Source organism: Caproiciproducens galactitolivorans, from assembly GCF_029266045.1.
GTDB lineage: Bacteria > Bacillota > Clostridia > Oscillospirales > Acutalibacteraceae > Caproiciproducens > Caproiciproducens galactitolivorans.
The window spans coordinates 122,620-137,055 of sequence record NZ_JAJUFJ010000007.1; the positions used below are offsets into that span (position 1 = coordinate 122,620).

A 14,436-nucleotide genomic window follows, 5' to 3' on the forward strand; every position below is an offset into this window, starting at 1 on the left:
ATGAAAACAAGCAGCTATAAAACATCCAAAATTCTCCTCAATCTGCTCTGTATTCTCCTGTGCGCCGTAATCTTCGCACCCCTTCTTTGGATTATCCTAAATTCTTTAAAGACCAATCTGGAGCTTTTCCGGAATTCCCTTTCCCTGCCGCAGGTATGGAGGTTTGACAACTATGTGAAAGCATGGAACCTTGGCCTGTACAGGTATTTTGGGAACTCCGTCCTGGTCAGCACGGTCTCGCTCTGCGCGATTTTAATCCTGTCTTCATTTCTCGCTTACGGGCTTACCAGGTTCAAAGCCAAAGGGGCCGGAATCATTTTCATGATTGTTCTGGGGGGGATGGCGCTTTCGGAACAGGTGGCGCTGGTACCGCTGTACAAGATACTGAAAACGCTGGGAATTTACGATACCTATTTTGCGGTTATACTGCCCTATATTGCGTTCCGCATTCCGTTCACCGTGTTCCTGATGCGCTCGTATTTCCTGTCAATTCCGGTGGAATTGGAAGAAGCTGCGATTGTGGACGGGTACAACAGTTTCCAGATTTTCACGAAGATCATCGTTCCGATCAGTAAACCGATCTTTGCGTCCTGTGCAATCGTGAACCTGAATTTCGTTTGGAATGAGTTCCTCTTTGCGAACGTATTCCTGAACAATAAAGCGATACAGACCATTCCGATCGGCCTTATGACCTTTAAAGGCGACCTGAAGGTCGACTATACGACAACGCTGGCCGGTTTGATTATTGCGTCGCTTCCGCTAATTATCCTGTTCTTCTGCATGTCCAAGCAGTTTGTGCGCGGGCTTACCGCCGGGGCGGTGAAGGGATGATGAAAGCGGTCATTTTTGATATGGACGGCGTAATCGTGGATACGGAGCCGATGAATCAGCAGCGCGTTCTCCAATATATCCGGCAGTACAATTCCTCGGTAAAGGAGAAGGATTTGGATGTTCTTGTGGGGAGAGGCTCGAAAGAGACTTGGGACCTCATCGCAAGCCTTTCCGGATCCGGTAAGAGCGCGGAAGAAATGAAAGAAGAATTCCGCTTTCGCTGGATTCCGCGCTACGGCGGGAAAACCGACTATGGAAAGCTCTTTCGTCCGGCTGTTAAGGAGGTGCTTGCCTATGCACGCAGAAACGGTATCCGCACAGCCGTGGCCTCCTCGACGGAATATGCAAAGGTGAAAGCCATCCTGAAAGAAGTGGGCGTCTTTGACAGTATGGACGCTGTGATCAGCGGTGAGGATTGCAGCAGGCCGAAGCCGTTCCCGGATGTGTATCTTGAAACTGCGAAAAGGCTTGGCGTATCCCCGGAAGAATGTCTGGTCATAGAGGATTCGACGGTTGGAATCGAAGCGGCTCACCGGGCGGGAACCTTTGTAGCGGCACTAGTCGATAATCGGTTCCCGTTTGACCGCAGCAGGGCGGACATTGCGATCGCCTCGATTGCCGATGCTATTTTGCTTTTGGATAAAGAAAATTAGGAGGAATTTGTAATTATATTTGACATGTATTATTAGTTGTATTATAATGGTTATAACATAATAATACGTCATGTCTTCGCCGGAAAGGCGTATCAAAAAATACAAAGAGGGATCGATATGGAAGTAAAAAAAATTGTTTCAGAAATTAAAAAAGAGGTTCCGGGTATCAAGTCGGTGTATTACGTAGGCTGCGGCGCATCGAAGGCAGAGCTTTATCCCGGAAAGTACTTTCTTGAGCAAAACGCAAAAGTGCTTCGCACGGGTCATTTCACAGCCAATGAATTTGTGCACGCAACACCGGTCGGCGTAGACAGTACCGCGATTGTAATTACCTGCTCCCTCGGCGGAAACACGCCGGAAACTGTTGCGGCGTCCAAACTGGCGATGGAAAAGGGCGCAAAGGTCATAGCGGTAACGCACAAGGAGGATTCCCCCCTTGCACAGAACGCCCACTACGTGATTGTGCATGGCTTTGAGAAAAACTACGCGGCGAAGCTCGAAAAGATGGTAAATGTCCTCGACCTCTCCGTAGAGATTTTAAATCATTATGAGGGGTATGAGCATTACGAGGATATGCAGACGGCTTTTGGCAAGATCTATGACATGATCGAAAACGCGGTTTCCTTTGTGCTTCCCGCGGCAAAGAAGTTTGCGCAGGATTACAAGGACGCGCCGTTCGTATATGTGATGAGCTCCGGCGCAACGCAATGCGTTGCCTACACATTTTCATTGTGCCTGATGATGGAGATGCAGTGGATTAATTCCGGCTGCTTCCACGACGGGGAGTTCTTCCATGGCCCGTTTGAAATTGTGGATAAGGATGTTCCGTTCATCCTGCTGATGAACAGCGGACGCACACGCGCCCTGGATGCGCGCGCAATGGATTTCCTGCATCGCTTCCAAGCGAAGGCAACCATTGTGGATGGGAAAGATTACGGGATTGATTCGCTTCCGCCGGCTGTGGCCGAGTATTTTAATCCGATGATTCTGAGCGCCGTAATGCGCGTCTACGCAGAGCAGATTGCGATTGTTCGCAGCCATCCGCTCACCATGAGAAGGTATATGTGGAAATTGGAATACTAATCGCCGATCCCCATTTGCCGCAAAGATACCTTGAATATTCGCCTGTTTGTAAAAGAAATTGTTTCGGTTAATTTCACCGGCTGGTGCAGTTTTGCTACGGTTTTTTTTACAGGCAGGGCTATAAAAAGGCTGACGAAAATGCTATGAAAAAAGAAGAGAGCCACAACGAATGGTTACATATGGTGTATATCTTGCTCGGCGTCGTCTTGTTTTCGGTCTCTTACCGTTTTTTTCTGATTCCCGCGGGGCTTTACAGCGGAGGCTTCACCGGGGTTGCGCAAATTATTAAATGGGTGATCGCCGATGCATGTGGCATTCCCGTACCCACGAATATTGATATTGTGGGGATTATCACCTGGTTGATGAACATACCGCTGGTCTATATGGGTTTGAAAGTCTTAGGCCGCAAATTTATTATCCGCACGATCATTGCCGTATGCGTTCAATCCTTCTTGATGACGGTGCTTCCGGCCCCGCCGAAGCCTTTGTTTTCCGACGCTTTGCTCAACTGTCTGATCGGCGGGGCTGTTTGCGGCTATGGTGTGGGGCTATCGCTTAGGGAAGGCGGTTCGGGCGGAGGGACGGACGTTGTGGGAATGATCTGTTCCAAGAAGTACCCGAGCTTCAGCGTCGGGCGGATCGCGCTCTTTATCAACACCTGTGTCTATCTCTTTGCGGCGGTGAAGCTCGATTTGGAAATAGCGGCGTATTCGCTTATCTTTTCCTTCATCGCGACCGTCGTAATGGATAAGGTGCACGATCAAAACATCAAGCTTACGGTGTTCATTGTCTCCAGAAACCCGGGGCTTGGCAAAAAACTGACTGAGTTTACGGGCAGGGGAGTAACCAGCTGGAACGGCTGGGGCGAATTTACCCAGCATGAACAGCTTGTCCATATGACGGTCATCAACAAATATGAGTGGCAGTACCTGAAAAGATTGCTTTTTCAGGAGGATCCGAAGGCTTTCGTCTTTGTCGTTTCGCCGAACATGCTCCTTGGCAACTTTGAAAGCCGGCTTGAAGTGCGTTAGGAGCTTCTGTAAAACAATCTTTCTGCCCCAAAGCCGCAGCATGAATGCCAATTCGATTCAAAGAGCCGTTTGGGTCTGTCCCGAACGGCTCTTGTCAGCTTCGGTTCTGTACTTTTTGTTTGCCGGATTTTATTATAAAATTGCCTCCCAGTCGTCCATTATGGGCGATGGGAGGCTTTTTCTTGGTTCCGTCCGCCATGCGGCTTCGCTGTGCGGTTTATGCGGCCTTACGCCTTGATGGGCTTGAGCTTTATCAGCGCGCGGCAGACTGCCGCCGTAAGCACAGCGGCCACAGCGGCTTCCGGTATGCCGTTTGAAAAGATAACGCTCAGCACGGCGGTATAAACCATGTCTACAGCAATGTGCTTTACTTCTCCATACGCGTCGCGGAAAAGGAAATAAATCAAGTTCATAACCAGAATCGTGTTGGTCATGGAGCCGGCAAGGCCGCTCAAAGCCAACGACAGCATGTCATACTTGCCCTTCATTGCCTTACTGAAAAGCGTATAGCAGTAATAGGGGACAACGCCCACCAGAATGCGGGGGAGGAAAGCAACGAGAAGCGCGGCCCAGCTTCCCATCGTGGTTCCCGGAACCGGAATCAGCGGGGAAAAGGCAAAGGAAAGAAGGGTTGGGGCAAAGGTATTATTGTAAAAACTCGTAAGGCCGAAAACAAAGCCCAGCCCCGCGCCGATTTTCGGACCGAGCAGGATGGAGCCGATAATTACGGGCACATGGATGATCGTCGCTTTAATCAGCGGGAGCTGTATGTACCCGATCGGGGTAAAATTTAAAAGGAGGATAATTGCGCAGAAAAGGGCGGTGAGGACCAGTCGGTTCGTGCCGGTTTTTCGATTCATAAATGTTCTCTCCTTCTTGATTAGGAAACACGAATTGTTTTGGATGCACCTTGTCATTCAACCCGTGCTTTTTTCGATACGGCTATCAGCCGGTTTGCTTGTATTGCCAGCCCTTCCAGAAGCAGTTCTGGTTCATAGCGGGCTTCAAGCTCGCAATAGGGGATAATGGCTTTCGCGTTTCCGCCGGTAACGATTACGTCTGCGTTGGCGCCAAGCTCCTTCTCAATCCGCCGGACAAGCCCTTCCAGCATCGCCGCCGTTCCGAAGGTCGCCCCCGAAAGCATACACTCGGCGGTGTTTTTTCCGATCGCCGACTTCGGACCGAAGAAGGGGATTTCGTGCAGCTGGGAGGTGCTGGCCGCCAGCGCCCGCAGCCCGGTCCGTACGCCGGGCAGAATCACGCCGCCCGCAAAAGTACCGGACGAATCGATTACGTTCAGGGTTGTGGCGGTGCCGAAATCCACGACAACGAACGGGGGTTTGTATTTCTGCAAAGCCGCGGAACAGCATAAAAGCCTGTCCGTTCCCAAAACGCCCGAATAGGCGGAGGTGTCGAATTCCCAGCCCGTCTGGCTGGAGATTAGAACCGGCTCCGTTTGCGAAATCTTTTCCGCCGCGTTCAGAATGATCGCGTTTTTTTCCGGGACGACGGACGAAATCACCGTGCCTTCAACCTCCTCCCGGGATACCCTGCATTTCCGGAGCAGAGAGCGGAAAAGCGCGAGCGCGCGCCTTTCGCAGGAAAGCAGGTGGATGGGGAAGTAGCCGGAAGCGAGGATCCGTTTTTCGTACAGGCCGTAGTTTACATTCGTATTCCCAATATTGGCCAAAAATATCATAGCGTTTTCTCCTGAAGATGATCGGTTATTGCGCGGAGGATGTCGCCGACGTCGGCAAGCGCGCCCTTGCCAAGGTCGCCGCACGCAAGAAGGGATTCCTTCGGCTCGATGATTTCGTATCCGTGTTTTTTCAGCTTTTCAAGATTGTCCTTTACAATCGGATTTTCATACATCCGGGTATTCATTGCCGGAGCAATCAGCAAAGGGATGCCCTGCATGGCGAGCGCTACGGTCGACAGCATGTCGTCCGCGATGCCGTTTGCGATTTTCCCGATAATATCGGCGGAAGCGGGCGCAATCACGAACAGATCCGCTTTTTTACAAAGGGAAATATGCGTGACTTCGCGCGGATAGTCCAGCTCGAACATGTCGGTATAGACCCGGTTCTTCGACAGGGTCTGCAGGGTCAGCGGGGTAATAAACTCCGCGCCGCCCTTCGTCAGAATCACATTCACGTTGTAGCCGGATTTTGTAAGCGCGTTGGTGATATCCGCCGCTTTGTAGGCGGCGATGCTCCCGGTAACGCCCAATACGACATTTTTCATTTCTGCCCGCCCTCCTTGGCTTTGCGCATAACATGCTCTTTGATTGCCGCGGCGATTTCGTCTTTCGTGTGCAAACGGGTCATCGAATGGTCTTTTCCCAGTAAAATCGCTTTGTGGCGGTTTTCATCAATTTTTTCCTGATCGTTTGCCAGAACGAAATCGCACTCGTTCCGCTTCATCAGATTCCGCGCCGCATCGAGAAGCTCGGTTTCTTCCACGCCGGCAAGAAGCTTGAACCCCACCAGAATGGTTTGCGGCTGGAGCTTTTTAAATAGCCCGATGATTTTTGGCGTCTTTTCAAGGCATAGGAATACATTTTCTATGTCCGAGGAAATTTTCTTGGGCCTGTCCCCGCCGCCGCAGGACAAAAGCGCGGAATGGATCTGCGCAGCAAGGGATTCCGGGTTTTGGCTGCCGTTTCCGACGGACTTTGCAAGCTGCGCCGCCAGCCATTCGGACGGTGCGCTGTATTTTACCCGGTAGTCGCTGACCGCCATAGAGTGAATGACCGCGTCGTACGCGCGCGCGTGCATTTCCTCTTCAACAGTCCGCTGCAGGCTTTGCACATCGCTGATGCGGAGAATGCGTGCACGCGGTTTTTTGGGCAAAACAGCATTTTCGGAACAGAGACAGGTTACAGAAACGGACTCGTCCGTAAGAAAGCAGTCCGCAATCAGGCTTCCCAGCCGTCCCGTCGCCGTGTTGCTGATTTTACGAACGTCGTCAATCTTTTCCGACGTACCTCCCGCCGTTATCAGAACGTTCAAAATATGCCCCTTCTTTCCGTTAAAATAAATCGGAATAAATCAATCCCCTTCCAACTTGGAGCTGCTCATCCACAAGCTCGCCGGAAATTTCGCTGGAAACCGCCAGCGAGCGCAGGCCTTCAATCAGGAACAGAATCGAATCCGCAAGACGTTCAATGTTTTTGGCGGTGATCGCCCCCGCTTTTTGCCCGAATTTCAGGATTTCCAGAATAATCACCTTCGTATTGTAAAACTGCTCCGTGTAAAAGTCCCGGTCCGAAACATTTTTGTGCGCGAAACAGAATTCCATCATGGCGACGAACATGCTCTTGTCCATGTTTAAAAGGCGCCTTTTCTGATCCGCGAAAAATTCGTCGACAAGCTGGTTAAAATCCTGATTCTTTTCAATGCTGGTGCGGATACACTCTATTTTCTCCTGATTGTGCTTTTTTACAACTTCGATGAAAATTTCATCCACCGTTGAAAAATAAAGGTAAATGCCGCCCCGGCTGATCCCGCATTCCTCAATAATATCCTTCATGGTAACGCGGTCGAATCCTTTGCGGATAAATACTTGTTTTGCGTTTTTTAAAATCAGCTCTCTTTTTTCAGAAGCTTTCGACATAAGGGCTGGTTCCTCCGATCCTATAAAATATGACACTTGTGTCATATTTTATAAATACTATTATATTCCACCTGCGTCATCTTGTCAATAATTTATCAAGCGTTATGGTATAAAGAAACCGAAAAGATTTTTAAAGGTGGCAGGAAGAAAGACGGCAGGGCAGGCAGTCGGTTCGCAAGTGGCATAGAATCGTACGCACTCAATGGAAACAGCCCCACGGTTTTCCGTGAGGCTGTTTCTGTATGGCGATGGGATTGGGCTTATAAGCGGAATTGGCTGACAAGCTCTTTCATCGTTTTTGCCTGGCCGTTGAGTTCTTCGCTTGAAGCAGCGCTCTCTTCCGAAGTGGCGGAATTCGTCTGCACTACTGCGGAAATTTGGTCAACGGCAATCGTAACCTGCTTAATGGATGCGGCCTGCTCATTGCTTGCCTTGGTGATCTTTGCGATCAGTTCTGACGTCTGGCCGACCTTTTCAATCATTTGCTGTAGGGACTGGGCCGTTTCGTTTGCCACCCCTGTGCCGTTTTGTACGGTGCGGATGGAGTTGTCGATCAGAGAGGTTGTATTTTTTGCCGCCTCCGCGCTCTTGCCCGCAAGATTCCGGACTTCATCGGCGACAACGGCAAAGCCCTTTCCGGCTTCGCCGGCGCGGGCCGCTTCCACAGCCGCGTTCAGGGCGAGAATATTGGTCTGGAACGCAATGTCTTCAATGGTCTTAATGATTTTTCCAATCTCATTGGACGCGTCGTTGATGTCCGACATAGCGGTAACCAGGCGCGCCATTTGCGCGTTGCTGTGCTGCGCCTCGGAGTACGATTCCTGCGCAAGCTGTTCCAGCGCATTGGCGTTTTCCGCGTTTTCGTTCACATGGTCCGCAATTTCGGTAATAGAAGCGGAAAGCTCCTGAATCGTGCTGGCCTGCTCCGCGGCGCCCTGCGCCAGCGCCTGCGCGGCATTCGAAACCTGGTCGGAGCTGCTTGCAACCTGGTCGGCGGAATCGGTGATCATGGTAAAGGTTTTTGTGAGTCTGGATTTAATATTGTTAAGGGCATCCCTGATCTTTGCAAATTCACCTGTGTAATCGCATTTCAGGTCAAACACAAGATCCCCCGAGGCAATCCGGTCAAGGACGGCGGTAATCTCATCGATGTATTCGATGTAGTGGCTGAGCCTTTGCACAATTTCTTGAATCGCGACGGCAACCTGTCCGGTTTCGTCCATGGACTTGACATCCACTTTCACATTCAGGTTCCCGTCCGCAATCTGCTGTGCGGAAGCGGTAAGCTTTTTCAGCGGCCCAATAATGCTCTTGGAAATCAGAACAATGATTACGAGCAGAATAAGGAGCGCAATCAGAAAAGTGACGAGGAACGTCATCTGTGTTGTGTTGTAGGATTCATTGTACTCCGCCTCCGGCAGCCCGGTTGCTACCGTCCATCCGGTATCGCCAACCGGCGCAACATAGCCGTAGTTGGTATGATTCATCGCGGTATAGGTGACCGGCCCGGTGGTTTTGTTCGTAATCGCATCGATAATATTTTTGGACATGTTGGATTCAGAGACATTTTTGTTAATAAAAGTCGAATCGGGGTGGTAAATCATCACGCCCTGCTTGGAGCAAAGGATGAAGAACCCGGTGTTGCCCAGCCGGTAGCCCTGCATCATTTTACTGATTTTTTCAAGGTTGAAATCGATTGCGGTCACGCCGAGCAAAGTCTTTGTGCCGGAATCGTAAACCGGGGAAACCACGCTTACAACCCATTCCTTTGTGCTGGCGTCCTGGTACGGATCGGTAATCACGGTTTTCTGTTCTTTTACCACTTGCTGGTACCACGGCCTTGTTTCGATTTTATAGTCCGCACCCGAAAGGTATCCGTCCGATTGTGTATATTGGCTGGAATCGATATCCGCAATCCAGGATGCGATGATGTTATCCGGATCACTTTGCTGAACGTTAATGAGGCTCCTTTTTGCATTTGCAAATTCTGCGGGAGCCGTAAGTTTCGTGCCCGGGGTGACTTTCTTAAAAAGATCCTCAAATTGGGAATTCGCAGCCATCTGTACTGCGACCTGCTCATAGTTTGAAAAATACTCGCTGATCTGATACGATGCGGCTTGAGACTTGTCCGTAAGCTGTTCGTTTAAAAACAGATAAACAGAATTTTTAACATTGGATAGCGAAATCAATGCCGTAATTACAAAAACCAGTGCAACCGGTATCCCGATAAAAAGCAGCAGTTTTGTTCTTAAGCTTTTCATTCCCAGCATAACATCATCTCCTTTTCATTGTAAGACACATCGACAAAATTATCGCTGATTCTTAAGACATATATCGACAAAGTTTTTGCCGAATTTAGACACTAAAGGCAGTTTGTAAAAATATACCAGCAAAGCAGCTTTTGCTTATCAAAACAGAAGAACGGGAAGGCTGGAAATGCCTACCCGTCCATTGATAAAAAGATATTCTGAAGGAAGAAAACACCGGCACCCCGCGGCCGGAGGCTCGGATTCCGCTTTTTGAAGAATCGTTACGCTTCGTTCGTCTTTTCCAACTTTCTTTTGTCCTTACAAACTATGTTGCACCGGCACAAAATGTTCACGCCGGTCATAAATCCCGGAGTACCGGAATATATTGAATGATTAAGTCTTTTGGAAAGGTGGACGCGGCCGTGCGCAGCAATTTTTATACCTTCAACGGATATATGAAAAAGGATGAAGACGCCCTGACTGCGTCTATGGAGGATTACCTGGAAATGATTTACCGGCTGTCATACGAAACCGGGTTTACCAGAATCCACATCCTTTCCCAGGCGCTGAACGTCCAGCCCTCCTCTGCCACGAAAATGGTGCAGAACCTTGCCCAAATCGGAATGGTCAAATACGAACGGTACGGGTTCATTATGCTGGAGGAAAAAGGCAAGAAAACGGGCGCGTGGCTTTTAAAGCGCCACACGATTTTGGAGGATTTCGCGCGCATCATCGGCGTGGGGGATTCCTTCCTTTTGGAGGAAACCGAAAAAACCGAGCATATGTTCAGTAAGGAAACTATTTTGTGCTTTGCGGACTTTGTGGAATTCATGCGGCGCAATCCCGATATTCTGGAACGCTATAAAGCGTTCAAAAGCAGTCGATTTTAATAAAAATATTTGAGTTGACGAACAAAAATTTAGATGATATAGTTAATACAATCGTTTTTGCAAATTCGCTAAGCTTATGAAAAGGGGATGTTGTTATGACGAAGGAAATGATGGTTCCTTCCTATGACGGGACCAAGCTGTTTTTCCGGAAGGATGTTCCGGAAAGCCCGAAGGCGATTGTCGTTGTGGTGCACGGCTTGTGCGAACACCTTGGCCGCTACAATTATGTGACGGAAAAGCTGAACCGGAGCGGCTTCGGCGTTTACCGGTTTGACCACCGCGGCCACGGCAAATCGGAAGGCAGGCGCGTGTTTTTCCATGATTACAACGAAATGGTAGATGACGTAAATCATTTTGTAGAGATGGCGAAAATGGAAAACAAGGGGCTTCCCGTATTTCTGCTGGGCCACAGCATGGGCGGCTGCGCCGTTACCTTGTTCGGGACAAAATACCCGGGCAAAGTACAGGGGATCGTGACCTCTGGCGCGCTTACCCGCATGAATGCCGCTGCGCCGGGTTCCCTGCCGATACCGCAGCCCGCGGATGCCTATTTCCCGAACGAGCTGGGCGACGGCGTTTGCAGCGACCCTGCCGTTGTAAAAGCGTATGAGGACGACCCGCTGGTGGAAAAGCAAATTTCCGTCGGCCTGTTCAATGCCCTGTATTACGGCGTAGAGTGGATGAAGAAGAACGCCAAGAAGTTCACCGACCCGGTTTTGCTTCTCCACGGCTGCTGCGACGGTCTTGTAAGCGAGAAGGATTCCCGGGAATTTTTCGGGGATATTGCTTCGAGCGATAAAACCCTGAAAATCTACGCGCACCTGTACCATGAGATTCTAAACGAGCCATGCCGCGACGAAATCATTGCGGAGATTGTCGACTGGCTGAACAAGAGGCTGTAATACATAGTTAGGAATTAAAAGCTGCCCGCAGAATTGCCGGGCAGTTTTTTGTTGGGCTTCCGATGAAAACTTTCCATTCCGGAAAATCCTTTGCAACGTTGGAAATGTCGGATTGTCACGGCGCGTTTTTCCCGCTTGAACGGGAAAGAAACTTGATGGTTGACAAAACAACGGAAAAATCGGATAATTACAAAAGACTTTCCTTTTCTCCCGGCAAAGGCCGGAAAAAGGGATACACTATAATACAAATGTTATTTTGCTATTTAGAGAGGGCTTGCAGATGAAAAAAGTTTTAATCCTCGCGCTCGCGATTGTGATGGCGGGAACCATGGCGGCTTGCGGCATGGGCGATGTTGGCGGAACGCCCGCGCCGGCTTCTTCCTCGGCCGCTTCGCAGCCGGTATCGTCCGCGGTCAGCGCGGACAGTATGGACGATAACCTTTCCGGCCTTGTAAAATACCTTGCCGCCAATTCCGTTCTTTTCGGCAATCAGGAGCAAATGAAAGCCGACTTTATCGGCGCGAAAAAGGGTGTGAAGTATCAGTTCAGCTATAACGGAAAAGACAATGTAACCGTTGAGCTGTACGAGTTTGACACCAGCCTTAACAGCACGGCACAGACTGTTTTTGACGAAATCAAGGCGAAAGGCAGCTTTAAGATGATGAGTCAGGAGGTTCCGGCGGTTATTTCCGACAACGGAAAGTATCTGATGGTTTATAAGGATACTGTTACTTCCGACCAGAATCAGAAGCGCCAGGATGAGGTTACGAAGCTTTTCAAGGAATTTAAAAAGTAATTGCATGAGATAAAAAGCCGCACGGTTGTTTTGCCGCGCGGCATTTTCCATGCAGGGGGAAAATCACAGTTTAATACTAAAAAATTCGCTTGACAGCGGCGTTGGACGAGCCTATTATAAAGACAGAAAAATTCCAGTTTTTGTAAAATTCATAGGAGGAACTTTAATGAGAAAGAGATGTACGGCTCTGCTCCTGGCACTTACGTTTGCCCTTTCCATGTGTACGATGGCTTACGCGGATACAACCGCTTCGGCCTTAGCGTTGAGCGCGCAGAGCCTCGCGCTGAAAAGAGGCGAAACCGCTTCCCTTACGGTGAGCGACGGTTCATCCGTTACATGGACTTCCAGCAACCCGAATGTGGCTTCCGTAAGCGACGGCACCGTTACCGGCGTGTCCCTCGGCAGGGCAACGGTTACCGCGACGGCCCCGGACGGCAGGACAGCCGCTTGTGTTGTCAACGTCGTCCTGAAGGGGATCGATGTTTCCGTGCACCAGGGAACGGTGGACTGGGCGGCCGTAAAGGCTGACGGCGTGGATTTTGCAATTCTGCGCAGCGGCTACGGCAATGAGAAGCCCGAATCACAGACAGACGCGACCTTTGCCGCAAATTACGACGGTGCAACCGCGAACGGGCTGAAAGTCGGCGCATATCACGTCAGCTACGCCACAACAGCAGCCGAAGCCCAGCAGGAGGCTCAGCTCTGCCTCGGTATTCTGAACGGGCGCAAGCTGGACTATCCGGTTTATTTGGACGTAGAACAGCCATTCCATTCATCCATGCAGGCAGGCCAGCTCGATTCCATAATTTCAACCTTCTGCAACGCGATGATTAAGGCGGGTTACCGCGCCGGCGTGTACTGCAATACGACCTTATTAAATCAATTTAAAACCATATCTTCCCTTAGCACTTATGATATATGGGTTGCCCACCCGGATGTACTTCTGCCGAATTACAGCGGTCCCTATACCACATGGCAGTATACTTTTGCCGGCAGCGTTTCCGGTATAAACGGTGCGGTCGATATGGATTACTCGTATCAGGAATATCCGCTCGGGCCACAGGCGTTTTTCCAGCCCTCCGGCACAGCGGTAACGGATGCTTCCATTCTTTCCGATACCGGCGCAGCGATTACCCTCAAGGTTGGAAAAACCTATCAGTTTAAATTTACGCCCAAAAATGCTTCTGATAAACCTACGTTTTCCACCGGTAACAGCAGCGTGATTAAAACCGTGTACCAGAAAAAGATCGGCGCAAGTTATTATTATAAGATTCAATGCGTTAGACGCGGATGTACTTCGGTGTATTCCACCCTGCCGAAGCAGAAGGCGGTTCGCCGCTGCGTAGTTACCGTAGTCTGATATATTATTCGGTATGGAACTATTTTATATATGTAAGAAGGGACGCCGGACAGGATTGTTCGGCGCCCCTTTCTCTGTTAACTGCAAAAACGGTGATCCCCGATAACCGTAATAATAGGACGGGAAAAAATCCAGCCGCTGGTGGCTTTTGCCGGGTTGTAGTAATAAATTGCCCCTCCCGACGGATCCCAGCCATTAATCGCGTCACGCGCGGCTTTGTATGCGCTGTCTGAGACCGGTGCATTGATTCCGCCGTCGTTTATGCAACTGAATGCGCCCGGTTGGTAAATTACGCCCGCCAATGTATTCGGAAACGATGGATGCTCAATACGGTTTAAAATAACCGCGGCAACCGCAACCTGCCCTACATACGGCTCCCCGCGCGATTCCGCCGAAGTTACCCGCGCCAGCAGCGAGATGTCGTTGCTGCTGAAACCGCCCAGCCCACCGGAGCCGCCGAGGCCCAGCGCTTTTAGGGTTTTGGGTCCGGCGATGCCGTCCGGCGTAAGGCCCTTTACCTTCTGGAACCGGATTACGGCGTTTCGCGTGTTCGTCCCGTAAATACCGTCGATTTTTCCTTTATAATAGCCCTGGTTCTGTAGTTTGGTCTGAATGCTGCGCACTTCGCTCCCTTGCGAACCGAGTTTTGAAAGCGCGCCGACCGAACCGCTCCCGCTTTTTACGATGGATATGACAAGGACATTAACCAGTAAAACAATAGCAATTGCCCAAATATATTTCAGTTTCTTATTCATTCTTAAAACACCTCTGAAAAGAATTTTTCCCTTACAATGATGTTTTATCCAAGAGTGAGGATATTTTTATTTTCTATATATGAACTAAAAGTGTGAAACGAGGCTATTTTTGGCGGAAAATCTGATTTTTTTAAAAAATTTTAAAAAAGGGGTTGACTAAAAGGGCTGGATTTGGTATTATAGTCAAGCGCCTTACGGAAGGCGCAAACGGAAAAACAAAGCCGAAGCCGCGAAAACGCAGAGCAGAAGCGAAGTTTGACCGGCCAGGACC

The 14,436-nt window shown here is 49.9% G+C and carries 15 protein-coding genes; 8 read left to right on the forward strand and 7 right to left on the reverse strand.

Translation table 11 applies throughout. The features are described 5' to 3' along the window. From P9B68_RS06980 to P9B68_RS06995, 4 genes are all read left to right on the forward strand, one after another. Positions 1-831 carry a carbohydrate ABC transporter permease gene (locus P9B68_RS06980; protein WP_135658270.1) on the forward strand — a complete coding sequence of 277 codons (831 nt, stop codon included), beginning with the start codon at positions 1-3 and terminating at the stop codon, positions 829-831. Continuing rightward, positions 828-1,484, forward strand: a complete 657-nt coding sequence (locus tag P9B68_RS06985) for an HAD family hydrolase (RefSeq protein WP_135658268.1) — start codon at positions 828-830, stop codon at positions 1,482-1,484. The genes P9B68_RS06980 and P9B68_RS06985 overlap by 4 nt, the downstream gene beginning before the upstream one ends. A gap of 117 nt (positions 1,485-1,601) precedes the next feature. After that, positions 1,602-2,567 carry an SIS domain-containing protein gene (locus P9B68_RS06990; protein WP_277668728.1) on the forward strand — a complete coding sequence of 322 codons (966 nt, stop codon included), beginning with the start codon at positions 1,602-1,604 and terminating at the stop codon, positions 2,565-2,567. A gap of 143 nt (positions 2,568-2,710) precedes the next feature. Next, entirely contained in the window at positions 2,711-3,598 is an 888-nt protein-coding gene (locus tag P9B68_RS06995) for a YitT family protein (RefSeq protein ID WP_135658264.1), read from the forward strand. Between the two features lie 227 nt (positions 3,599-3,825). On the opposite strand, the gene P9B68_RS07000 is transcribed toward P9B68_RS06995, so the two are convergent. From P9B68_RS07000 to P9B68_RS07025, 6 genes are all read right to left on the reverse strand, one after another. Next, positions 3,826-4,458: an ECF transporter S component gene (locus P9B68_RS07000; protein ID WP_135658262.1), complete on the reverse strand. Its 633-nt coding sequence runs from the start codon at positions 4,456-4,458 to the stop codon at positions 3,826-3,828. Positions 4,459-4,511: 53 nt separating this feature from the next. Next, positions 4,512-5,297 carry a type III pantothenate kinase gene (locus P9B68_RS07005; protein ID WP_277668729.1) on the reverse strand — a complete coding sequence of 262 codons (786 nt, stop codon included), beginning with the start codon at positions 5,295-5,297 and terminating at the stop codon, positions 4,512-4,514. Beyond that, entirely contained in the window at positions 5,294-5,842 is a 549-nt protein-coding gene (coaBC, locus tag P9B68_RS07010) for a bifunctional phosphopantothenoylcysteine decarboxylase/phosphopantothenate--cysteine ligase CoaBC (protein ID WP_277668730.1), read from the reverse strand. The genes P9B68_RS07005 and coaBC overlap by 4 nt, the downstream gene beginning before the upstream one ends. After that, the gene (locus P9B68_RS07015; RefSeq protein ID WP_277668731.1) at positions 5,839-6,609 is read right to left on the reverse strand and encodes a phosphopantothenoylcysteine decarboxylase domain-containing protein; all 771 of its coding nucleotides are present in this window, start codon (positions 6,607-6,609) and stop codon (positions 5,839-5,841) included. The genes coaBC and P9B68_RS07015 overlap by 4 nt, the downstream gene beginning before the upstream one ends. 19 nt (positions 6,610-6,628) lie before the next feature. Further along, positions 6,629-7,213 (reverse strand): TetR/AcrR family transcriptional regulator, encoded by a 585-nt coding sequence (locus tag P9B68_RS07020; protein ID WP_167875157.1) that lies wholly within the window; start codon positions 7,211-7,213, stop codon positions 6,629-6,631. Between the two features lie 260 nt (positions 7,214-7,473). Continuing rightward, complete coding sequence (locus tag P9B68_RS07025) at positions 7,474-9,483, reverse strand: methyl-accepting chemotaxis protein (protein ID WP_277668732.1); 2,010 nt, start codon at positions 9,481-9,483, stop codon at positions 7,474-7,476. 368 nt (positions 9,484-9,851) lie between these two features. On the opposite strand from P9B68_RS07025, the gene P9B68_RS07030 reads away from it, so the two are divergent. The 4 genes from P9B68_RS07030 to P9B68_RS07045 all read left to right on the forward strand — a co-directional run bounded on the left by P9B68_RS07030 (position 9,852) and on the right by P9B68_RS07045 (position 13,410). Beyond that, positions 9,852-10,352 (forward strand): iron dependent repressor, metal binding and dimerization domain protein, encoded by a 501-nt coding sequence (locus tag P9B68_RS07030; RefSeq protein ID WP_135658251.1) that lies wholly within the window; start codon positions 9,852-9,854, stop codon positions 10,350-10,352. A gap of 95 nt (positions 10,353-10,447) precedes the next feature. After that, positions 10,448-11,254 carry an alpha/beta hydrolase gene (locus tag P9B68_RS07035; protein ID WP_135658249.1) on the forward strand — a complete coding sequence of 269 codons (807 nt, stop codon included), beginning with the start codon at positions 10,448-10,450 and terminating at the stop codon, positions 11,252-11,254. Between the two features lie 280 nt (positions 11,255-11,534). Then, positions 11,535-12,050 (forward strand): hypothetical protein, encoded by a 516-nt coding sequence (locus tag P9B68_RS07040; protein ID WP_135658247.1) that lies wholly within the window; start codon positions 11,535-11,537, stop codon positions 12,048-12,050. 166 nt (positions 12,051-12,216) lie between these two features. Next, entirely contained in the window at positions 12,217-13,410 is a 1,194-nt protein-coding gene (locus P9B68_RS07045; protein WP_167875156.1) for a GH25 family lysozyme, read from the forward strand. A 77-nt stretch (positions 13,411-13,487) separates the two neighbouring features. Here the strand turns inward: P9B68_RS07045 and sleB are convergent, their stop codons facing one another. After that, the gene (gene sleB / locus P9B68_RS07050; protein WP_135658242.1) at positions 13,488-14,165 is read right to left on the reverse strand and encodes a spore cortex-lytic enzyme; all 678 of its coding nucleotides are present in this window, start codon (positions 14,163-14,165) and stop codon (positions 13,488-13,490) included. Positions 14,166-14,436 lie beyond the last annotated feature (271 nt).

What these genes read in the sequence shown, in the direction of transcription:
- P9B68_RS06995 (WP_135658264.1), top strand. Translation starts at nt 2,711, where the DNA reads ATGAAAAAAGAAGAGAGCCACAACGAATGGTTACATATGGTGTATATC.
- P9B68_RS07030 (WP_135658251.1), top strand. Translation starts at nt 9,852, where the DNA reads ATGATTAAGTCTTTTGGAAAGGTGGACGCGGCCGTGCGCAGCAATTTT.
- P9B68_RS07025 (WP_277668732.1), bottom strand. Translation starts at nt 9,483, where the DNA reads ATGCTGGGAATGAAAAGCTTAAGAACAAAACTGCTGCTTTTTATCGGG.
- P9B68_RS07045 (WP_167875156.1), top strand. Translation starts at nt 12,217, where the DNA reads ATGAGAAAGAGATGTACGGCTCTGCTCCTGGCACTTACGTTTGCCCTT.
- sleB (WP_135658242.1), bottom strand. Translation starts at nt 14,165, where the DNA reads ATGAATAAGAAACTGAAATATATTTGGGCAATTGCTATTGTTTTACTG.
- P9B68_RS07000 (WP_135658262.1), bottom strand. Translation starts at nt 4,458, where the DNA reads ATGAATCGAAAAACCGGCACGAACCGACTGGTCCTCACCGCCCTTTTC.
- P9B68_RS07020 (WP_167875157.1), bottom strand. Translation starts at nt 7,213, where the DNA reads ATGTCGAAAGCTTCTGAAAAAAGAGAGCTGATTTTAAAAAACGCAAAA.
- P9B68_RS06980 (WP_135658270.1), top strand. Translation starts at nt 1, where the DNA reads ATGAAAACAAGCAGCTATAAAACATCCAAAATTCTCCTCAATCTGCTC.
- P9B68_RS07035 (WP_135658249.1), top strand. Translation starts at nt 10,448, where the DNA reads ATGACGAAGGAAATGATGGTTCCTTCCTATGACGGGACCAAGCTGTTT.
- P9B68_RS07005 (WP_277668729.1), bottom strand. Translation starts at nt 5,297, where the DNA reads ATGATATTTTTGGCCAATATTGGGAATACGAATGTAAACTACGGCCTG.
- P9B68_RS06990 (WP_277668728.1), top strand. Translation starts at nt 1,602, where the DNA reads ATGGAAGTAAAAAAAATTGTTTCAGAAATTAAAAAAGAGGTTCCGGGT.
- P9B68_RS07040 (WP_135658247.1), top strand. Translation starts at nt 11,535, where the DNA reads ATGAAAAAAGTTTTAATCCTCGCGCTCGCGATTGTGATGGCGGGAACC.
- coaBC (WP_277668730.1), bottom strand. Translation starts at nt 5,842, where the DNA reads ATGAAAAATGTCGTATTGGGCGTTACCGGGAGCATCGCCGCCTACAAA.
- P9B68_RS06985 (WP_135658268.1), top strand. Translation starts at nt 828, where the DNA reads ATGATGAAAGCGGTCATTTTTGATATGGACGGCGTAATCGTGGATACG.